A 20,923-nucleotide genomic window follows, 5' to 3' on the forward strand; every position below is an offset into this window, starting at 1 on the left:
GACAGGTCTTACGCCTCGCTTGCTTCCGTCTCGGCATGGTCCCTCCCGGCCTTGTTCAAGACCGACAGAATGCCGTAACGGCGCAGGCAATGACCAACCGCGCACACGTCTCCCCAGAGCTGTCCGGGAATTAGTGAAATACCTGTCCGGTAATTACTGAAACGCCTGTCCGGGATTTACTGAAATCCGTGTCCGGGAATTAGTGAAACCCGCACCTACTGCTTGGCCATCAACACCAACTGTGCAGCCCTACCTGCGGCGCACTACCCTGCATCAGGTAATTTCGACGCTCGAACATCCTGCCTGATCCCCGCTCGAGGTCTTCCGATGACTGCTGTGCAAAGCATGCAGAAGGCCCGATCCAGCGCCAAGCAAACGCCCGCCAAGCCGCACGCAGGCGGCTCAGATCTAAAAGACGCTGGCAGGCAGAGCTTCCAATATGGATGACGCACTCAACAGAGCATGTCGATACAGCCTATCAAACCGAATGGCACAACCCACGCCCCGGCAAAACCGGCTCGTCGCGCTCAGGCTGTCGAACGCAATTGGGTGTTTAGAGGTCTTTTGGTTGAGCAATCAAGTTGAACACCAATCCGGCTTCCAGCATCGCGTGCCACATGAAAACAGGCCCGGAATGACCCGGGCCTGCCTTCGACGTTTTAGATCGCTTAGCCTTGCAGCAAGCTCAGCACACCTTGCTTAGACGCATTCGCCTGAGCCAGCATCGCAGTGGATGCCTGCTGCAAGATCTGCGCCTTGGACATTGCTGTTGATTCAGCAGCGAAATCTGCATCTTCAATACGGCCCCGGCTAGCCTCAATGTTAGTTGCAACGTTGGTCAGGTTGCTAACTGTGCTATCTAGACGGTTAGAAACAGAACCGAGGGTTGCACGCTGTGTGTTCAAAGTCACAAGTGCAGCGTCAAGATTCTCGATCGCTGACAAAGCCGCTTCTGCCGACATTACACTTGCCGAACCCGAGCTGTTGCTCACAGAAATTGTATTGTCATCGTTAAGCGAAGCAATGATCGAGCCACCGCTTTGTTCGGTGATGGCACTTACCAACATCTTGGCAGTATCGGACACCGAATTGCTGTAAGCTGTTACCGATATAGCCGTCGAACCCAGAGAGAAGGAGATTTCGTCACCGGCGGCAACGCCACCGTCAAGGCTCAGAATGCCATTTTCCAGCGAAACGGCGACACCATCACCGCCTACTCCAGTATTGGATACATCTGGGCCACTGGTCAACGTAATGATGGCTGTATTTGAGCCACCGTTGGCGATGCCAGTCACCGAGAAAAGACCAGCGGTTGCGACAAACGTTGCACCGGTAGCTGGATCAGTTGCGCTTGACGCCAAAGAGATTGCACCAGCGGCACCCACGCCGTTGTAATTGACGTCGATACTTGTGCCGTCATCACCCAAAGAAATCGTAAAGCCGGTGGCAGCGGCGGCTGCAGTCGCGTAGTCGGTGTCAGCCTGAAGGCCAGCTAAAACGGTAGCCATATTTTCATGTGCAGCAATAGTAGTATAGGCGAGTTCTACGTTAGCACCAGCGGCGTCAGCTATTGTAAGTGTAAATACATCACCGATGTTTGCTACCTGTCCTACATCGACGGCCACGTTGGCTTGTGCCACACGACCACTTGTCGTTGACGTTGCTGCGACGTCCACTCCGGCCAAACCAGCGTCATCCACAACAGATTTCATCTGAGCGGCAACACCTGCCATCGTATTTTCGAAACCGTCATCGCCGACAGTTATCGAAAAATTCTGCCCCTGAACATCGAAAGAAATTGTATCGCCAACTTCCATCAAATCGTCGGTACTTGTGACAGTCACAGTTGCCGACGCTACACTGCCAGCGGTTGTGGCGATTGATGTTTCTAGCGTGCCATTGTCGGATGTGATCGCCGCATTGGCGGCTGCAACCGTATTCGCAAGAGTGACAACTCCAGCAGCAGATGTAGCAGCAACCCCCGTGATCTCTGCGTCATTGATGGCTTGGGTAAACTGAGCAGCAATACCAGTTACAGAGTCATCATACCCGTCATCGGTGGATGCAGTGATGCTAATATCCGTACCGTTGATGTTTGTCGTGTATGTGGCACCATCTTCAAAGATTGCATTTGTGAAGGTATAAGTTTCATTTGCCTCACTATAGACCACCGCTGGGTCGGCGGCAGTGCCGACAGCTTTAGTGATCGTGTCGATCTTTGGATCTACGGACTGCGACAAGCTGATCGATCCGTCCCCGTTGTCTATCACAGAAACATTGCCAGTAAGACCCGCTAGGTTCTCAATCACGCTCTTTGCCTGCGCGCCAAGCCCGGCCAAGCTATCTTCAAAGCCATCTGCATCGCTCGACGTCAACGTAACGGCGACACCGTTCACGTTAAAGGACCAAACGTCCCCGTTTTCTACATCACCAGCGAAGGTAATCGTATCGCCTGAGGCGGAAATACCTTCATTGTTATTTCCCATAGTACCACTTGTTGTGGCCAAATTATCGATCAGCGGTGTCGCCGATTGTGAAAAAGACACCGATCCGTCACCATTGTCGGTTGCGGTCACGTATTGGCTCAGGGTTGCATCTGCTGCCACCACACTGGCCAATTGCGCGCTGAAGCCAGCCGCATCATCACCAAACGCATCAGCAGCAGCCAATGTGACTGTCACCGTGACGTCGTTGATATCCACAGTGAAAGAGTCGGCCGCGGTCCAGGACCCATTTAAAGAAACTGTGTTGCCGTCGATCGCCAACTGGCCAATTGTGCTGTTGCTGCCAACTGTGGCTACTTTGATGTTCGAAATTTCTGGGGCGCTGCCCTCGTCTCCGGAAAGACCAAGCGCTTGTGTTGTCATCGCGCCGATGCTCACGGTAATTGCGTTATTCGCTGCACCAGATGAACCGACTTGAAGATTGAATGACTTGGTGTCGCTTGTGCTGGTCGCAAGAGCAGCGCCACTCGTCCCGTTTAGCAGCTGCTTGCCACCCCAGGTTGTGGTGCTGGCGATTCTGTTAATTTCGGTACCAAGCTGGTCCATCTCGACTTGCAGGTTCGCGCGATCAGAATCGTTGTTCGTATCGTTCGACGCCTGAACCGCAAGTTCACGCATCCGCTGGAGAATATTCTCGACTTCGATCTGGGCACCTTCAGCAGTGTCGACGAGGCTTTGGCCATCCATCGCATTGCGGATGGCCTGATTGGTGCCGCGAATTTCAGATTCCATACGCGACGCAATCGCGACACCAGCAGCGTCATCAGATGCAGAATTGATGCGCTTGCCAGTTGCAAGGCGCTCCATCGAGGATTCCATACCTTTGCTAACGCTCGTCGCAGAAGATGCGGCCATCAATGCGGCCGTATTTGTTCCAATTGAAAGTGCCATTACACTTCTCCCTATCAAAAGTTTAGAGGCACAGGCATCCTGAAAAGCCGATCCTCAAACCGCTTGGCACTATTCTGCGCACTTCGGTTCGCTTAGAGTAACGGCCATAAACATCCGGTTTTAGCAAATTGAGTAAAAACTTTTAAAACAATTGGAATTGTTCACGCGATCATTCGGTTTTAAACTCTACCAAACGGATAATTGCTAGGAACCCAGTGATGCCCTGCGCCAACAGCTTCTTTTATGCACCGCTTCGCAAGAACACCCTGCGCGCAGCAGGTTTTTTTGCACTCATGGCGCTGCAAACGGCCAGCGCAAGCGCTGAAGACCCCTACCAAGCCGCGATGCGCGCTGTGAAGGCGAACGACTTCGCACAGGCCGTCACCCTATTCGAACCTCTTGCACAATCCGATGATCATGACGCCCAGTATAATCTGGCGATCTTGCTAAAATCGGGCAAAGGACGACCACAACACTTTACGCAAGCCCTCGAATGGGCGTGGCTCTCGCAGCTTGGCGGCGTTGAACGCGCGCAATCGCTCAGCGAAGAACTTGCAGCGCTGGTCCCTCCTGCGCAACGCGATGAATGCCTCGAAAAAATAGGGGCCCACCTCGAAGCACGCCTCGCGCGCGGCGAGTCGGGCGCTGTCATGCAATACGTGACATACAAAAGCGAAATCCTACCCAAACCGGATTTTCAATCCGCATATGTCTGGTCATTAATTGGCGCTGCGCTTGACTTGCAGGATGCCGCGCAGATGCGCGATCAATTCGCCGAAGACCTTGATCCAAAGACGATAGCAACAGCCCAGGACACCGCCCGCGCGATGTTTCAGGAACAGAATATGACCGCTCTGTTCAGATCTCAGGATGATGTGGATTCGTGACACATCATTGCAACGCGCACTTCGTCTTGGCTTAAACCATGGACGGACGCTGCTTTGGCGATGCTCATACCGGCCCCCACATCAGCCAACATCTCCGAAAGCGCTGTACTATTTTTGACAGGCTCATCTTCAAAACGCTCTTCTTCGACAGGCTCGTCTTTAACAAGCTCCGTAGGCTCGATCTGCAAATCGACCTCTGCAATAGCCTCAAAAAATTGGGCATCTGCTAGGACAGGCTCGCCGTTCGATATATAGCCCGGCTCAATGCGTGTCTTTACACTGCCGACAAGTCGAGCCGCAGCCCTGCGCTTCAACAGACCGCGCAACACAAAAAGCAGCACTATAAAAATGCTGCCGAATAACGCCATTTCTTCCAAGGCAACCGTTTCAATCATTCGCCGATCCACTCACCTACACAACACGTTAACTGCATGCGTCAATATTTTGATGCACCTGGCAATACTTTGACAGCCCCCGCAACAGGCGATCTCAATTCTGCGCTTTTGGCAGAATAAACCAACTCGTACAACAACTCACGATTCAAACCTACGAGCCTTGGATCACTTGCATCGACCACCTCGACGAGCGCGCTCAATTTCTCCAAGACCTCGCCAGCCAAAACAGCGTACTGATCCGCATTACTGCGCGCTAACCTCAACTCATCCAGTAACGCAGTGAATACCTCGATAGGTTCATCTGCGTTCGGGCTTTTCATCAGCTCAGCGATTCAAACGCAGCCGCAAGACCATCCACGATTTTCGAATAGTCCAGAGGGTAGTCATTCGTACTAATCGCCTCTTGAATGCGCGTCACCGCTTCAATGTCAATTGGAGCCGGCTCTTCCTGCATCTTTGCAAGGACTTGCGCCACTGCTGAATCAACTTGTACCGCAGGCCTATCAGCCGCGGAAACCGGGTTGACAGGTGCCGCTGCACCCAGATTAGCCGCTTGCGAACTATCCCCTGGTGACACATTTACTCTTGGCGCGGCCGACACATCTGGCATCTTAATTGATGTCATAGTCCCGGTAAGATTTTGCGTTGCATCTACCATATTAATTCTCCTATCAGAAATTGTAACGGCATACTACTCGCGACCTTTAGCAATTATTTCAACTTTCTTCTCGCCAGTAACTTTGCCTAACAAAACCTTACCACTCCGAGCGTTTTCAACGCGTATTCTATCGCCAAACTGGCCGGTTTCAAGTGCCACGCCAGTAGAGAGAATTTCGATACCCCCCCGCACGATCCGCAGAGCCAGAATGTCATCCTCCTCCACACTCCACTCTCGCGCAAGGTGACGCGGCATCAAGGCGATCTGCGGCGTCAGTGACTGATCCATCAGGCGCCCCATAACCTGATCAATGCTGGCATAAATACTCCCCGTTGACAGTGTTTCAATCGGCCGCATTTCAACGTCACCCGGCTGAATACGATCACCGCGGCGCAAAGGCCGTGTCAGAAAAACTGCGCGAAGGTCTGCAGCAACGTTGGGCACTGGATTGAATATCTGCGCGCCTTTCACCTGCGAACGCACTGCAATTTGCCACTTGGCGGGCGATGGACAAATGACATTCACACTGCGCCAACCACCAAAAGTCGGCTCAACGATCAACGGCGCGTCACACAAGTAGAACTGCTTTTGCGGCAACAGGCTAGGTGCCGCAGCTTCCCCAGCAGCGGCCAAGCGCTTGATAATAGCCTCGCGCACTTCGACACCATCGACAATACGCGGCTCAGCCGCGCAAACGCTCGCTGCAAACAACGCCATCCCGACCAGAACAGCCCAGAAAAGACGCACGACATCAGAAGAAATAGATGTCATCAATATCCTCCAGATCAATCTCGGCCAAAGGCAGTGTCAGCACAGACCCCGCCAGCAAGAAATCCACGTTTCCACGGCGAAACGCCCTTGGATTTAACCTGAGTATCTCGCTCATGAGATACGCGTGATCCTGCTCCGGCCCAAAATGGCGTTGCACGATACTATAAAGTGTCTCACCTCTGACAACTTCATGCAGTGCCCCGCCCGACCCATCATTCTGCTCCAGATCGCTGTTATACTGGAACACCACATAGGCATCCTGCGCACTCAATGGCGCGGCGAACACCCATCCAAGCACAACAATCACGCGGCCCATTTTCATGTTACGGTCGCCCCGCATTGAACCGCACACTAGCACCCAAAAGGTTCTGACCAGCCCGCGCCGTATTCATCGGCTTCACAATCGCACTGCTCTGGGCCAATTCAACAACCCGCAAGACGGACCACATCTGGCCGCGCCCTTCGACAAACGCGAGGCTTTGGCGCGTCAAGCCGTCGCGCGCGCCCAATTCTACGCGAAAGCGATCCTTTCCAGCCGCTTGCAAAGGGGCAACCAAAGGCGCGCAGGCAAACTGCTCAAGCAACGGCACCACCCCTGCCCCCATCTTTTCGGATAGCTCCGCCGCAGCGCCCTGCTGGTCTTTGCGCGACACCACATTCAACGCGCGCCAAGGCGTATCCGGCGAAATCTTCAACTTATGCGTCACACTCACCGTGCGTCCGCGCGATGGTGCCGCTGCATCAATGATCCGCGCGTCCAGCGTGACATTCACACTGCGCGCCCGCATCGACATACCGTCTGCAACCCACTTCAACTCAAGGGCACGGGTGTTTTCTGGCAGCTTTGTCGGTCCCGCCTGCGAAGCCGTAGCGCCCCCCGTCAGCAACGTTTGGTAATCGAAATTCGATTGCACTTTCACGCTTGGCTGCGCGCGCACTGCACGCATTGAAATGTCGCTCTGTGTTATCTTGATCTTCGCCGCGCCGCTTAGCACCGCCAACATCTCTTCATGTGCGAGTAGCAATGCGTCCTTCATCCAAAGCGGGGTCTTTGCGCTGGCATATACCTGCGGGCGCACCGCCGTCAGCACGACATCCGGGCGCACACTGCACCCAAGATCCGGCTGTGTACCGACATACGCCTCGATCGTCACCTCGTAGTGGCTACTCGCCTTTTGCTCGCGCAGAACTGCAAAATCCAGAATTCTGCTTGAGGGGCGCAGCAAAACTGCCTCGCCAGCCAACACACCTTGGTCAGCAAGCGAAAACCCGTCCACCTCGGCACCGCCCGCCAGCGAAGCCTGATAGAGTGCATCCTCCAAAGCACGGCGACGCACCAGCGTGTCATTGCCCGCCTCAAGAGCGGCGCGACCTGTTACGCGCACCATTTCTGCCGCTGACGTCTGCGGCACAAGCAACAGCACCGACAAGCACAGCAAAAGGCAAAACCTATGAAACCCGAGAGCGGTCAAACCTATCGCGCCGCCTTCATAATCCGCGAGATCATGTCACGGTCCAATTCCAGCACGACCTCATAAGTGTCCTTACCAACGGGATTGATACGCACCGTGCGCGCCCCGCGAATGGTTCCAGCGACCGCTGTGCGCGTCGTGTCGTTCTGCAAAACCGCATTTATCACAGTTGTCTGCGAATTGAGCTGCATACCATGCACCTGCTCGGTCAGATCACGCATCGCGTTCAACCGTGCAACGCGGATCGCCATCAGCCGCTTCTGATTGACGTTGCGCGCAGGCTGCACCGATATCGTCGCATAGCCCGTACCGATAATGCTAGGCACCGTCGCTTTGCTCACTGCAACGTCCGTGCTGTCCAATGCCGCTTCAATAGCAGCCGCATCTCGCACCGCAGGCGCCTGACTTTCGGGCAGCGCTACAAGCCCCGTCAGCATATTGCAGCCTGCCAGAAACAACAAAGATCCAAGAAGCCCCGCCACAGCAAAGCCACCAAAGTTACCGGATTTGCGCATGATGTACTCCTTAAGTCGTTTCAGCTCAAATATTGCCCGCTCCATGCACATGCCGTGCCAGCCAGCGAAAACGCAGCACACTTCGGCAAAAATTCAAAAGTGGCACGATCTTTGCCTTTTGTTTGCACAGGCCGATCACCCGCCTACGCCAATGTTTAAGGACCAAAGCAATGAGCATGTCAGAACCAATGTCGCGCGGCACGGGCATAAGCGGCGTCGTGACAGGCATGGCATTGCCATTCGGCATCCTGATGCTCGTGGCCATGATGGTCCTGCCCCTGCCGGCATTTTTACTCGATGTATTTTTCACGTTGAACATCTTGATGTCGCTTCTGGTGCTGATGGTTGCACTTCATACCTTCCGACCGCTGGATTTTTCGTCCTTTCCAAGCCTTCTGCTCGTGGCAACAATTTTGCGCCTCGCTTTAAACGTGGCTTCGACACGCATCGTGCTTAGCTCGGGCCATACAGGCACAGAAGCCGCAGGAAAGGTGATCGAAGCCTTCGGCGCCTTTGTTATCGCTGGAAATTTTGTTGTCGGAATCTTTGTCTTTATCATTCTGGTCATCATCAACCTTGTGGTTATCACCAAGGGTGCGGGCCGCGTTTCCGAAGTCTCCGCGCGCTTCACGCTCGATGCGATGCCCGGCAAACAAATGGCAATCGATTCCGATCTGAACGCCGGCGTATTAACTGCTGAAGAAGCAACGCTGCGCCGCGAGGATGTGGCGCGCGAAGCAGATTTCCACGGTGCAATGGACGGTGCGTCCAAATTCGTAAAAGGCGATGCCGTCGCCGGCATCCTGATCCTCGCAATCAACCTGATTGGTGGTCTGGCAATCGGAACGCTGCAGCACGACCTCTCTATTGGCGAAGCGGCAGAACTCTACGTCCTGCTCTCCATTGGCGACGGCCTTGTTGCGCAAATTCCATCGCTCCTGCTGTCAATCGCTACGGCGATTATCGTGACCCGTGTTTCGTCGCGGCAAGACATGGCACAGCACATAAAAGGCGAAATCAGCATGTCACGGGCTTGGTTTCCGGTGGCAGGCGTTCTGGGCCTGCTCGGTCTGGTCCCCGGAATGCCAACAGCACTTTTTGTCGGCATGGCCGCTGCCGCGGGCGGCGCAGGATACGTCTTTCGCCAAGCAGAGCTACGCGAGGAAAGCGGCATACAAAACGACGCCCCGCCAGAGGAAGAACCAAGCGATCCAGACACGCTAAAAGTAACGGACGTCGCAGACCTTTCTGCAATTACTCTGCTGCTCAGTTACCCGCTTTTGACTATGGTCGATGCCGAAGATGGCGGCCCCCTTGCAAGGCGCGTTACCTCTGTGCGCAAAGAAGTATCCCAAGCGCTTGGCTTTGTTCTGCCGGGTGTTCGCTTGCGCGACGACCTCGCTTTGCCTGCCAATGATTACCGGATCAAAATCGGCCAAACAGTCGTCGCAGAAAATAAAATCTATCCCGAACATAAACTTGCCATTCCAAGCGGTACGTCTCGCATCAAGATGGTCGGTATCGACGTCAAAGACCCGTCTTTCGGAATTGATGCAACGTGGATCACCCCCGAGCGCGAAATCGAAGCAGAGGCAAACGATTATGTGATAATCGAGCCTGAAACCGTTCTGGCAACGCACCTTAGCCAAATTCTATACAAACACGCCTCCGAATTGATCGGGCAGGATGACGTTCAGGAGTTGCTGGACAATCTCACCGGAGTGGCTCCGCAACTGGTGCAATCTGTTGTGCCCAAATTACTCCCGCTGCATAGCCTCACTGCCGTCCTGCGCACCATTCTGCGCGAACGCATTCCGATCAGCGATATGCGCCTGATCCTTGAGTTACTCTCCGAAATGGCGAGCCGGAATCTCAGCGTGGCAGAAACTGCCGAAGCCTTGCGCCCACATCTTGTTGCACTTCTGATCCAGCAAACCGCGCCCTTGAACGATGCTTTGCCGGTTGTGACGCTCGAAAGCTCTTTCGAACACCTGCTGATCAATTCAGCCAAGCAATCAGAAGGCGAGCAACTCTTGCTCGATGGCAGCCTCGCCGAACGCCTCGTGCACTCTTTGGTCAACATCAACGAGGAACAAAGCGAAGCCGGAAAGAAGCCATTTCTCGTCGTGTCACCGCAAATCCGACGCAAACTTTCGACCTTTCTGCGTCAACATGTTGCCGATTTTCCGGTGCTCTCATTCACTGAACTCCCTGACGGGCGCAAGGTCGAAGTGGTCGCCACCGTATCCGGCGAAGCCCCTATATCTGATGCTCCGTAATGCCCTCCAATTCCGACGCGCCCTTGAAGGAAAACCAGAATGATTGAACACGTCTTCAGAGCTGCAGACTCCGACAGCGCCATGGACAAAGCCATCCGCGAATTGGGCGATGATGCAATGATCCTGTCCGTTAAACGCGTCGGTGATTTTACCGAAGTGCGCGCAATCAAGGAATCTCTGGCCTCTGTTGCAAATCGTCCAGACATTCCGTTCCCCAGAAACACCAAAGCGACGACCATCACCCTAAGCGACGCATTACGCAGCGCCAGCGCCCGTCGTGACGATCAGCCGGAGCGCCCTGAGACCGTCGCCCCAGCCAAGCAAAAACCTGCCTCGCTTAATCTTTTTCTCGACGATGACATCCCCCCCACGCGCCCTGCCCCGCATCTCGCACCAGCGGCAGCAGAACCACCCGTGCAAAACATTTTCCACGCTGAACCCGAAACCCCGGTGCAAGAATTTGTCACCGCAGAACCCGAGCCACTCGATGAAACCCTCATGTTTCGCACAGCCCTTCGATCAGAGCCGGATCAGCCAGACTCACGGCCTGCCTACGTCATCGCGCCCCCTCCCCCACCGCCTCCACCGCCAGCGATGCCAGAGACGCCGCCGGACAACCTTGAACCACGCATCGGCCTACAAGACATACTCGCCAGCGAGGAACCCCAAACCGAGCCTCGCGAAGAGACCCAAACGGGGCAACAGGCCCACATACTTAGCCTCAACGGGTTTACGTCCGATATCGTCTACGATTGCATCTCACGTCCAGAACTCTCCAGTCTGGAAGAACAGCTCGCCCATGCTTGCAAAGCATTGGCACAGCGCCTTTGTATGCCGCCAGACCTGTCGTCCCCGCTTGATAGCGAGATAGTCTTTATCTTTGGACCGGGCGGGTCGGGCAAAACCACAACTGCAGCCCAAATTGCGGTCCAGCGCAAGACACAAGCAAACACACATCCCTCGCTTTTCAGTTTGGGGCCTGAACGTTTCGTGAAAGACCAAAAACTTGATCGCTACGCCGAGCTGTTGAACGTTCCATTGCTTGAGGCTCTGGAACACGCCACAATTGATGAGCACAATCAGCTCATCATTGATTGCAACAGCTCTGATGCTTCGTTCATTTTTGACGTCATTTCCGAGCTTGAAGCCACCTACCCTGCTGCCAGAATTCTGCCTGTTCTTGCCCTACCTGCCACTTGGTCCGTGCTTGCTATTGGTCATTACTGCGCTGACTTTAAGTCGATTTCTCCGAATACAATTATCACGCACCTGCAAATCGGCGGCCTGGGCATTGCCGGCATGTCCGAGCTTGCAACGCACAATGCCACGCTTCTTGCAGCCAGCGAAAGTGAGCGGGTGTCAGACGGTATCGCGCTCATTGATGCCCCCGCGATCGAGCAATTTTTGCGTGACACATTTAGCTACACCGACGCGAAACTATATGCAGCCGTCTGATCATGCAAAGTCCGAGCTAAACCAAAGAGCAAACGCGTCGTTACACAGCATGTCACACAAAAGAAAGGCAGTTCAATGTCGATGCTCAGTCCAGCAGCAGTATACCAGCGCCAACAAAGCACCTCCAATTTTGACACAGACAATAACCACCACCTTATCAAGGTAACCCTCGAGTATCTGGCAAAAAGCCTTGCACACCTGAAAGATAAACCCGAGCGTACGTCCGAGCGCCATAGAACCCACACGACGCGCGCGCTGACGGCACTTTACATTCTACAAACCAGTCTCGATTTTGAACAAGGTGGAGATATCGCCACCAACTTGTTCAAACTCTACGAATATGCGCGTGAGCAGGTTCTTAAAGCGATGCGATCAGATGACGATGCAAACCTTGATCAGGCACATTCGGCGATAAGCGAGATTTTGGATGCCTGGCAGCAAATCAAATGACTCAGGCGCAGACCAGATAAGCGACATGCTTGCTCTTATCGAGAGCATTCAAACCACCTTTGAAGAGCTCTTACGGTCTGGGCATTTCGTCGAAGCACGCGACCAAAGCGACCAAATTATCGCTTTGGTTAAACAATTGGGGGCGGATACTCCCGCACCCAACGAGGAACACCTTCTACGCTTCCGCAGGATCTCTGATCGAGTTACGGAAGCGGTTTCAGAACTAGAACACCTAAAAGCGAAGCAACAAAAAAACAGATCCATCAGCAGGCGGGCAATTGTTGGTTATTCGAAAAAATAACCGAAGGCATTCGCCCTTCTGAGGGTGGTAAAAGTATCATTCATATCTCTTTTGAACACCATCAAGCCCAGAAGATCACTGCATCTTCCCGAGGATGCCAACTATTACCCCATTATAAGTTTGAATTCTAACGGCGTGTTCAAGGTCTCACCCTCAAAACTCTGCGCTTACTCGGAATAAACAAGATGAAATCTAGAGGAAAATAGCGATTGTCTAGCACATCATACGCCCCTGGATGGGTCCTTAACACAGTATGCAGCTCGATTGCACTTCGCTTTGTCGAGGGCAATTTACCCATAGAAGCCTTCGCAAATCGCATGTCGAAAACCTTAATAAAATCCTACAGTGATTGTGAGCCTGAAAAGCTCTACACCACGGCAGAAGCCATGCTTTTTTTTCTTGCTGAAATCGAAGACGAGGATGCTATCACATACTGCAACACCTTCATTCAAAACTCTGTAATGTTCGAAAGCTCTGGCAGGCCTCGCAAACTAAAGGGGCTTTTTTATAACCCTCTCGCCCCAGCCAAGGAAAACACCACTGGCAAAGCAGTTTTTCTGTCCTTCAAGGCGTTTGTTTTTAAACTTCGCAATGGTCAGGGTATAGCAATGCCTGAAAACTGGCACTTGTCTTCGATAGCTGAACTCAAGCCACTTTATGACGCCGTGAATGTTCAAGTTTCTTTTTCTGACGCCATTTGATCACCAACATTGACGTCGTCTTTGCAGTACTGTCGATACAGCAGGTTCAAACCAATCAGGGCAAATTCCAAAATGATCGCACTAGCGATAAGGCTGTAGATCAGCTCAGGCAAGACCTCTCGCCAGGAAAACAACACGTCCTTATGTCTTAACAGGAAAAGCCCTACATTGTGCGAATGGGCCGCGCTTAGCACTTCAGCTTCGCCGCATGCTTTGATTAGGCTGCCTGTGTCCCTGCACTGCACGTGCTTGCTGCCGTAATACAGCCATGCTGCGAGCAACATGATTGTGCCCGCCAAAAGCTGCACACTGCGCGAATAGAGCAGAAGAACAAAGACCAGAGCGCGCCCGATCCAAAGCAAAGCGTGACTAAGCCTGCATTGACGGCTGGCTGTGAGTTTGCAGACACTTGCCCCGCACGGTGTGGGTACCCACGCTGATTGTCGCATAATCCGTCTTTGTGTCTCGGGAAACCACCGGACCGCGGGCGATCTGGTATGGGCTTATTGCGACTGTGATAATTTCTTCATTGGTAACCATCTCAAAACTCCTGAAACTGCAATATGCTTGCCGACTTGAGCGCGCCCTCACCTACCGCGCTTGGCGGCGATGGGATGGTGTACAGACGGGGTCTCATGAGCGAGCTGCCGTGACATGAGAGGACGAGGTTGGGGGTGTCTAGCCCCGCCTGTATGACAACAAACTGATGGAATGCAGCAAAGATGGCCAATGCGCATTGGTGCCAATTCGGATCTCTTTCGATAAAAATCGCTACGTTATTGCACCGATATAGTGACGCAGTATATCGTTAGGTATCTGTTTTTAAACATTTTTCTGACACCATCTCAATCGATTACTATTTTCCACCAACCTTACCCGCGGATAAGGTTAGCCTAGACCATCAACCAGCGCGGAAATTGCCCGTTCAAGATTGGCGCGGTCGATCGAAGAAAAATCGCGATCAACCTGAATTTCCAAGCGGCCAACACCAGCGGTACATTTCACCTGCCCGAACGAGCTACCGATATGGAACGTTGTCTTGCTACGCGCCGCGCCTGCCAGCTTTTTCTTTGGCACCTTATCGCCCGATGCAGACGCCGGCTCGGACGGGGCCACATCCTCAACCACACTGCGCAGAACAGATAGTTCATCCTTGATGCTTCGGTTCTGCCAGCCCGCCAGCTCGGTTTGAATGCGCTTCAATGCCGCCGGCCGTTCTTTGATCGCACGCGCCACGTCCACGCCCAAAGCCCGTGGGATTTCGGCGGGGTACAAAAGCGAACCCGATAGCCGCTCAAGCAGGTAAGCGAAGGAGCGGATATAGCTGCGCTTGGAATAGGGCGCCGACTGGAACAGCGCGGCCACCGCATCCGACAATGAAGCGGCATCAGTAGCCGGATCAGCGGCATAATTCTGTGCCGCATATGCCATTTCAGCAAACGACAAATCTTTACGCACAAGGTTTTCGTCAATCATGCGGCGATACAAACCCGAGATATCAGGATCGCCCGGCATAATAAGCGCCGGGATCGCAGACCAAATCTGATCTGACGCCTCTGCAAACAACCGCTTGTAAGCGCTCCAGCGGCGGAAGCCTTGCACCAACTCATAGCCCTCCCCGTCCGCTCGGGGTAGCACACGGATCGGGTTGGACAGACCAACCTCGCGGATTGATAGAACCAGATCGTCCAGCTCCACATCCTCGCCTGGAAGGCGGTCGCGGACCAACATGAACGTGTGAATCTGCTCAAGCTGTATGCTTTGAACCACGGCTCCGGATGCGCGAAGGGCAACCAGTTCATGCGCCAAAGCGTCGTTTTCTTCGCGGATTGCTTCGGCCGCTGTTTTCCGGATTTGGAGTGCTTCGGCATTTTCAGAGATGGCGCTTGCCATAGGTCCACGCCGCGCGGTGTTTGTGATTGGCGCTGTATCTTCCGGCGCTTCGTCCGGCATGGCGATGTCGAATACCCGTCTTTTGCGCGTCATGTGTCAGCCTCCAATCCATCGACCTTATCCGCGGATAAGGTTTCTGCTGCCATATCCCGCCAATGCGGAATCATCGTTGCCTTAAACTCACCATAAGCCTGATCGAAACTTCCGCGCGCACGGCGCCAAGTTTCGCGGGTCATATCCCTATAATCCATTTCGTAAATGGAGCTTAGGAAACGTCCCGATTGCTCAACCGCTCTGGTCATTTCTACGGGGTGTTCTGCGAGCTTATCCCCAAAAACTTTACCAAAAGCTTCGAACATCGCGCGGTGCAGATCATTCCCCGGCTCGTAGCGCGTCAACAGGAAACGAACATCACGGAACACCTTGGGCAAGACGACCTTATCCGCGGATAAGGTTCCTTCAAAGCCATGCGCCAGATCACCAAGCGCTTCGCTTAGCTGGCCGATAAATGACGTTGTACTGTCGTACTCCCAATACCCCGGACCAGACGGCACATAAAGCATGTCGGCGGCGAAGACCGCATTCATCGACTGATAACCAATGGCGGGAGGGCAATCGAACAGGATCAAGTCCCACTGATCTTCAGGAAGCTGATCAAGAAAACGATTCACCGCAGCGAAGAACGACCACTCGGGATTAAGGTGACGATATTGCGCCGATGCAAACTCGACGAAGGCGGCATTGGCGCAGGACGGAATGATGTCGATTGTGGGCCAGTTCGTTGGCTGGATGAAGTCGCCGACGCGCAACTCTTGCAAGCCAAGGTCGGTGATGCTGGCCGGGATAGTACGGCGGGGCAGGGCGGCACCGCTCGCAGCGCCGCGCGGCGCATTATTTTGGGCCTCGGTCTCGCGCACCAGATCGCGCGCCATCACGCCCCAGACTGTGTGCTCCTCGCTGACATCATAAAGGCCCATCGAGTGAGACAGCGTCGCCTGCGGGTCAAAGTCAACGCAGAGCACGCGGTAGCCGTCGAGCGCTGCGGCATGCGCGAAATGCAGGGCGACCGTGGACTTGCCGGCGCCACCTTTGAAATTCGCAATCGCTGTGCGAAACGCACGGCCTTTGGGGCGCTCAGGAAGCAAAGGCTTGCCGCGCGGCTTGAGCTTGCGACGAAGAGTATTCACCTCCTCAAGTGTGAACCAACGCTGGCGACCATCCGGCTCGACCTTACCCGCGGGTAAGGTCGCATCTGCGGTCAGCTTGCCACGAAAAGTTGACTGGTTGATGCCAAGTATCAGCTCGGACACCTCCCAAGACGAGAAGCGACGTAGCCGCTTTTCATTCTGGGGCGAAAAGGTTTGCTGACGTATCCAGCCTTGCATTTTCAGAGATTTGGTCTGGAGATCTCTTAGATCAGAGTGTGTAAGCATTTTTACCTCGGACGTAGAAATTTGGCTTTTCCTGATTTACGCTGCTTTTGACAAAATTGTCGAGTATAATATTATGCAGGTTATGATGTTGTTCATCGCGCGATCGCTTTGGGAAACAAGCATATAACTTGGCAATTCGGGTACGCAGGGAATGTCTAAGTGATTCTATAGAACCTGTGCGCATCCACCAGATAATGGGGGGACACCGCAGCGCCCTTACCGTATCTTGGGGGGACAAATATGTGATTTGGGGGGACGCCCACGATGTCCCCCAATACCATTGATACCTAAAATTTTTATATATTTGAAAATTGAAAATGGCGCAGCGGCGAGAATCCTTGACACTCGGGGCGAAAAGAACGCTAATTAGAGAAAGTTTTGGAAAAGCGTCTAAACAAGCCTGATAATGGCGAGCGCTCGGCCGATCAGCAGTCAGTTTACAGGTATAGGGGCCAGCCGATGGCGTCAGAACAACAGAATTTCTCACGAGCTAAAATCGCTGGAACGCAGTCACAAGTTATCAAATATGATATTTTGACTGCTCTGCTTGTTATGGCAGCGCAAGGTTCATCGACACAGGCACGGTTATCACTAAGGTTATCGCTGGTGATCACCGCGCGCTATAACTGGCGCCTTGGTGTCTTTGCAGTTGGCCAAAAAGAACTGTCGAAGATGTGGGGTGTGACCGAGCGCACGGCAAAGCGCGAGTTGGCGCAAATGCGTAGCCTTGGATGGATAACAGTAACAATTCCGTCAGGAAGAGGGCGCGTCACCCAGCATCGGATCAATCTTGATACTATAATAGCCGCGAGCGCGCCGCTGTGGGGGGCTGTGGGGCCAGACTACGCGGCCCGTATGGTTGGTGCACCTGAGCCTGACAGCGCTGCCGCTGAGACCAATGTGATCCCACTGCACAAAGCCAACCCGACCGTAGATTTAGGCGATACAACAGGTTGGTCGCAGGTTGCTGCGCGATTACATGTCCAAGACCCATCCATCTATAACGCGTGGTTTTCGCAGCTCAGCGTGCTGGAGAGCTGCGAAGTGCAGATTACGCTGAGTGCCCCGTCGAAATTTGTTGCGCAATATGTGAGCAGTCATTTTCTGCGCCGCATACAGGCTGCTTTTGCAGCGCAGGATGGCTACTTGCGCAAAGTGACCATCACGGCGCAGGGCGCGGCTTGAATTCGGCTCTAAACGGCATTTTGGGGTCTATTCGGCTAGGGTTTCTTGCAGGGTGGCGATGCTGTTGTCCAAGGCGGACTGATCTTGCTGTTTTGCGGCTGCCTCAGCCTCGGACAGCATCTGGCTGAGTTTGATAAAACCGACAATTCCAGTTGAGCCGACTGCGTAGTGGGCCGCGTCCAAGCGTGCAGTCCAAGTGCTTGTGGGGTCAGATAGAATTTGCAGTGCGGTGCGCGCATCGGTAAGGCTTTGTAGTTTTAGCTCTTGCGCTGTTACGGGGTCCATCAGATCTGTGATGTCCTCGTGATCCGCGCTTTGGTGCGTCTTAACGTCGACGTGTTCTTTGATGGCTGCGGTGAGACGACCAGCCGTAAGAGGTTTAGCGAGCATCGCATTCATGCCGGATTCTGATTTCTGGTTGTGGTCCTGTGAAATAAGGGCTGTTACGCCGAGGATAGTCGTGTTCGCTGATCTGCCTTGGCCAGAGCGTATTTCACGCGTTGCCTCGTGCCCGTCCATACCGGGCATATTCACGTCCATCAGGATCAGAGAATAGTAGGTGTCTCGTGCGGTCGTGACGGCTTCGTGCCCGAGGGTTACGCAAACAGGGGTGTAGCCGAGGCGTGACACCATTTCGCGCAAAACGGTGCGATTGATAGGATTGTCGTCCACGATCAGCACTGATGCGGCGGCATTGTGAATAGTTGCGTCTTGGGCAATGGGGGCAGGGGGTGCCTTGGTTGTTGCGACCTCATTGGGGGCGGTGCCCGGGACCATTTCCAATTCAAGAGTAAAGCGGAAGCTGCTGCCTTTTCCAAATGTGCTTTGGAGTGCTATTTTGGAATTCATCTGGGCGAGGGAATGTTTGACAATCGACAGACCCAAACCTGTGCCCTTGGTTGAATCATCTTCGTTGAACTTGGCCTTTTCGAAGCTCTCGAAGATGCGCGCCTGATCTTTTTCTTGTATCCCGATGCCATCGTCCCTGACGATGAAATTAAGCTGGCGCGTGTTGGCAGTTTTGCCGCGCGTTGCTATCATTTCGACTTTTATGGTGCCATCTTGGGTGAATTTGATCGCATTCCCGATCAGGTTATACATCACGCGTGAAAAAGCGTCGGGCAGGGTGTGATAAGAGGCATCAACGCCGTCACCAAGAAATTCGGCCGAGAGTGTGTTGTTGTTGGCTGCAGCCAGAGGGATGAGCGCGTGCTGTATATCCTTCACAACGCGAGAGAGCGTCACGGGAAGCGGTTTTTCTTCTGTCTGGATGAGGCGTGTGTGATCGAGAATGCTGTTCACCTGTTCGAGCGCGCGATGACTGCATTCGCAAGCCGTTTTGAAAAGCTCGCGGTCTGCGTCGATCAGGTGTTTGGTGTCGATCATATCAAGCGAGGCGATGACACCGTGCAGGGGGGTCCGCATTTCGTGGCTCATTGTCGCGAGGAAGCGGCTTTTGGCTTCGGAGGCCTCTTTGGCTTCGTCGCGGGATGCTTTCAGCTTGGTTTCGGCTTCGAGGCGCTCGGAGATGTCGGTCAGGTAGATAATGTAGATATCTTCGTCTTCGGCATCTTTTTGCCAGACGCCTGACATTTCGACCGGGAAGGCTTGGTTGTCTGATCTGCGGGCCATAAGCTGAATGGTTTCTGATTTGGGGCGATCGCGGTGCAGCAGGAAGCTGGAGAGGCTGCTTTGGTCCAGCAAGGCGTGGATAAAGTCGATTTCGACAAGATCTTCCCGATCGCCGCCGAAATAGTGCGCGGCAGCCTCATTGCACTGGGTTATCCTGCCCGAGCGGTCGGTGAAGATAACTGCCGAGTTGGCGGCGTTCACAGCGTTGGTTACATTGGTTGCGACGCGCGCGACCTGAGCGCTTCGTTTTTCCAGATCCCGCCATAGCAGGAGTGCGAGAAGGCAGGAGATAAGAACAAACCCGAGAATCACAAAAGAGGTGCCATGAAAGCGCAGGAAAGCGCTGTGCTGGGCCTCGCGTGCACCTGATTGAATTTGGGACAGGCGCTGTATCCCTTTGGTCGAGAGAGAGCGTACCTGTTTGCCTAGTGCTTTTGCGAGATCGCAGAGTTCTTTGATTTGCGCGGTGGTGGCGCCGTCCATCGCGTCGATGAGATCGGCCATTTCATTGCGCGCGATCACGATCTTTTCAAAATCTTCTTGAATAACGTCTGTTACGCCGACGCGCGTGAAGGTGGCCCCCACAACTTTTACGCGGCTATAGAAAATATCAAAGCCTCTTTGTATATTTTCAAATTCTTCGGCGGTGACTTCGACCCCGGCAGGGGAGCTGGGGGTGATTGGTTCGAGCATTTCAATGGTCATGCCCCGATAATCAACGTCGAGTTGAGACAAGTTCCATCCAAGATTATCAGAAGACGCGAAAGCCAGAAGATCGATCTGGGTTTTTATCGAACGCGCGCCGACAAGCAGGATGAAAAAGGCAACAACAAGCAGCGCGAGCAACAGCATAGCTGATAACCTGCGCATCAATAATTTTCGTTGAGTACGGGGCGATGCCATAGTGTTCTAGTCCGGTGCAATATTGGAAATGGAGACGAGCTGCCAAATGCTACGCGCAAGCGTGATTTCTGTTTGGAAGGCCGGGTCGGAATCATATGGGTACACCAACCAGTAGGGGCCTTTTTCCCGACGGTTGAAGGGTTCGCCATCCATCAGGCTTGCAACGATTGGCGTTGTTTCTGTGATTTCTGCGACTGGAATCTGGATGACATAATCGTTGACGGCCGTCAGGGTGACAGTGCCCTCTGTGATGCCTGCAAGGCTGATGATTGCGTGTAGCGAGGGGCCGGAAAAGGTAATAGAGCCTTCGGTCCAGATTGTTGTCGTTGTAAATTCTTGCTGCGGGAGATTGTCGACGGCGGCTCTATCGAGAACAATACTTGCGTCATCGTTTGTAACCGTGAGGCCGTCCTTAGCATGAGCGACGACGGGCAGTGCGGCGAGTGTCAGAATAGTGATTATTTTAACGATTGTGCGCTTAAGTATCATTAGAAGCCTCTTTGACTGATGTGTATTTTCTATCGTTTATAGATATAACCAAAAGTAATAAAACCACTATCTTTCGTATAAATTCAATATCTTGCAGATTTATGTGTAG

General features: G+C 53.5%; 20 protein-coding genes. 7 read left to right on the top strand and 13 right to left on the bottom strand.

Going from position 1 to position 20,923, the window contains the following annotated elements:
* Positions 1-668: 668 nt before the first annotated feature.
* On the bottom strand, positions 669-3,395 hold the full coding sequence (locus tag B9P63_RS19425) for a flagellin N-terminal helical domain-containing protein (protein ID WP_245830622.1): 2,727 nt from the start codon (positions 3,393-3,395) through the stop codon (positions 669-671).
* Positions 3,396-3,613: 218 nt separating this feature from the next.
* On the opposite strand from B9P63_RS19425, the gene B9P63_RS10200 reads away from it, so the two are divergent.
* Positions 3,614-4,282 carry an SEL1-like repeat protein gene (locus B9P63_RS10200; RefSeq protein WP_245830623.1) on the top strand — a complete coding sequence of 223 codons (669 nt, stop codon included), beginning with the start codon at positions 3,614-3,616 and terminating at the stop codon, positions 4,280-4,282.
* On the opposite strand, the gene B9P63_RS10205 is transcribed toward B9P63_RS10200, so the two are convergent.
* From B9P63_RS10205 to B9P63_RS10235, 7 genes are all read right to left on the bottom strand, one after another.
* On the bottom strand, positions 4,261-4,677 hold the full coding sequence (locus B9P63_RS10205) for a hypothetical protein (RefSeq protein WP_085308481.1): 417 nt from the start codon (positions 4,675-4,677) through the stop codon (positions 4,261-4,263). The genes B9P63_RS10200 and B9P63_RS10205 overlap by 22 nt on opposite strands.
* Positions 4,678-4,718: 41 nt before the next feature.
* Positions 4,719-4,997, bottom strand: coding sequence for a hypothetical protein (locus B9P63_RS10210; RefSeq protein ID WP_085308482.1), 279 nt, complete (start codon positions 4,995-4,997; stop codon positions 4,719-4,721).
* On the bottom strand, positions 4,997-5,335 hold the full coding sequence (locus B9P63_RS10215) for a flagellar biosynthesis protein FlgM (RefSeq protein ID WP_085308483.1): 339 nt from the start codon (positions 5,333-5,335) through the stop codon (positions 4,997-4,999). Before B9P63_RS10215 ends, B9P63_RS10210 begins: the two co-directional genes overlap by 1 nt.
* A gap of 33 nt (positions 5,336-5,368) precedes the next feature.
* On the bottom strand, positions 5,369-6,106 hold the full coding sequence (flgA, locus tag B9P63_RS10220) for a flagellar basal body P-ring formation chaperone FlgA (RefSeq protein WP_085308484.1): 738 nt from the start codon (positions 6,104-6,106) through the stop codon (positions 5,369-5,371).
* The gene (locus tag B9P63_RS10225; RefSeq protein WP_139816240.1) at positions 6,087-6,428 is read right to left on the bottom strand and encodes a type IV pilus assembly protein FimV; all 342 of its coding nucleotides are present in this window, start codon (positions 6,426-6,428) and stop codon (positions 6,087-6,089) included. Before B9P63_RS10225 ends, flgA begins: the two co-directional genes overlap by 20 nt.
* 1 nt (position 6,429) lies before the next feature.
* Positions 6,430-7,518, bottom strand: a complete 1,089-nt coding sequence (locus B9P63_RS10230; RefSeq protein ID WP_245830624.1) for a flagellar assembly protein T N-terminal domain-containing protein — start codon at positions 7,516-7,518, stop codon at positions 6,430-6,432.
* 62 nt (positions 7,519-7,580) lie between these two features.
* Positions 7,581-8,093: an LPP20 family lipoprotein gene (locus B9P63_RS10235; protein ID WP_085308486.1), complete on the bottom strand. Its 513-nt coding sequence runs from the start codon at positions 8,091-8,093 to the stop codon at positions 7,581-7,583.
* Between the two features lie 170 nt (positions 8,094-8,263).
* Here B9P63_RS10235 and flhA point away from each other — a divergent pair, with 170 nt between their 5' ends.
* From flhA to B9P63_RS10260, 5 genes are all read left to right on the top strand, one after another.
* The gene (gene flhA, locus B9P63_RS10240; RefSeq protein WP_095533028.1) at positions 8,264-10,372 is read left to right on the top strand and encodes a flagellar biosynthesis protein FlhA; all 2,109 of its coding nucleotides are present in this window, start codon (positions 8,264-8,266) and stop codon (positions 10,370-10,372) included.
* A gap of 39 nt (positions 10,373-10,411) precedes the next feature.
* On the top strand, positions 10,412-11,827 hold the full coding sequence (locus tag B9P63_RS10245; RefSeq protein ID WP_139816241.1) for a hypothetical protein: 1,416 nt from the start codon (positions 10,412-10,414) through the stop codon (positions 11,825-11,827).
* Between the two features lie 75 nt (positions 11,828-11,902).
* Positions 11,903-12,277 carry a flagellar export chaperone FliS gene (locus B9P63_RS10250; protein ID WP_245830625.1) on the top strand — a complete coding sequence of 125 codons (375 nt, stop codon included), beginning with the start codon at positions 11,903-11,905 and terminating at the stop codon, positions 12,275-12,277.
* On the top strand, positions 12,255-12,578 hold the full coding sequence (locus B9P63_RS10255; RefSeq protein WP_139816242.1) for a hypothetical protein: 324 nt from the start codon (positions 12,255-12,257) through the stop codon (positions 12,576-12,578). The genes B9P63_RS10250 and B9P63_RS10255 overlap by 23 nt, the downstream gene beginning before the upstream one ends.
* Positions 12,579-12,787: 209 nt before the next feature.
* On the top strand, positions 12,788-13,279 hold the full coding sequence (locus B9P63_RS10260; protein WP_245830626.1) for a hypothetical protein: 492 nt from the start codon (positions 12,788-12,790) through the stop codon (positions 13,277-13,279).
* Here B9P63_RS10260 and B9P63_RS10265 read toward each other — a convergent pair.
* From B9P63_RS10265 to B9P63_RS10275, 3 genes are all read right to left on the bottom strand, one after another.
* Positions 13,252-13,563, bottom strand: coding sequence for a hypothetical protein (locus B9P63_RS10265; RefSeq protein ID WP_139816243.1), 312 nt, complete (start codon positions 13,561-13,563; stop codon positions 13,252-13,254). The genes B9P63_RS10260 and B9P63_RS10265 overlap by 28 nt on opposite strands.
* A gap of 604 nt (positions 13,564-14,167) precedes the next feature.
* Positions 14,168-15,265 (bottom strand): ParB/RepB/Spo0J family partition protein, encoded by a 1,098-nt coding sequence (locus B9P63_RS10270; protein ID WP_085308491.1) that lies wholly within the window; start codon positions 15,263-15,265, stop codon positions 14,168-14,170.
* Positions 15,262-16,605, bottom strand: coding sequence for an AAA family ATPase (locus B9P63_RS10275; RefSeq protein WP_085308492.1), 1,344 nt, complete (start codon positions 16,603-16,605; stop codon positions 15,262-15,264). The genes B9P63_RS10270 and B9P63_RS10275 overlap by 4 nt, the downstream gene beginning before the upstream one ends.
* A 606-nt stretch (positions 16,606-17,211) precedes the next feature.
* Between B9P63_RS10275 and B9P63_RS10280 the strand changes: the two genes are divergently transcribed.
* Positions 17,212-17,790: a DnaA N-terminal domain-containing protein gene (locus B9P63_RS10280; RefSeq protein WP_176219139.1), complete on the top strand. Its 579-nt coding sequence runs from the start codon at positions 17,212-17,214 to the stop codon at positions 17,788-17,790.
* A gap of 27 nt (positions 17,791-17,817) precedes the next feature.
* On the opposite strand, the gene B9P63_RS10285 is transcribed toward B9P63_RS10280, so the two are convergent.
* Together B9P63_RS10285 and B9P63_RS10290 are read right to left on the bottom strand one after the other, a co-directional pair.
* Entirely contained in the window at positions 17,818-20,292 is a 2,475-nt protein-coding gene (locus tag B9P63_RS10285) for an ATP-binding protein (protein WP_176219140.1), read from the bottom strand.
* 39 nt (positions 20,293-20,331) lie between these two features.
* A complete protein-coding gene (locus B9P63_RS10290; RefSeq protein WP_085308495.1) occupies positions 20,332-20,814 on the bottom strand; it encodes a putative pterin-binding protein in 483 nt (160 codons plus the stop codon).
* Positions 20,815-20,923 lie beyond the last annotated feature (109 nt).

This window comes from Planktotalea arctica (genome assembly GCF_002105285.1).
GTDB classification, from domain to species: Bacteria; Pseudomonadota; Alphaproteobacteria; order Rhodobacterales; family Rhodobacteraceae; genus Planktotalea; species Planktotalea arctica.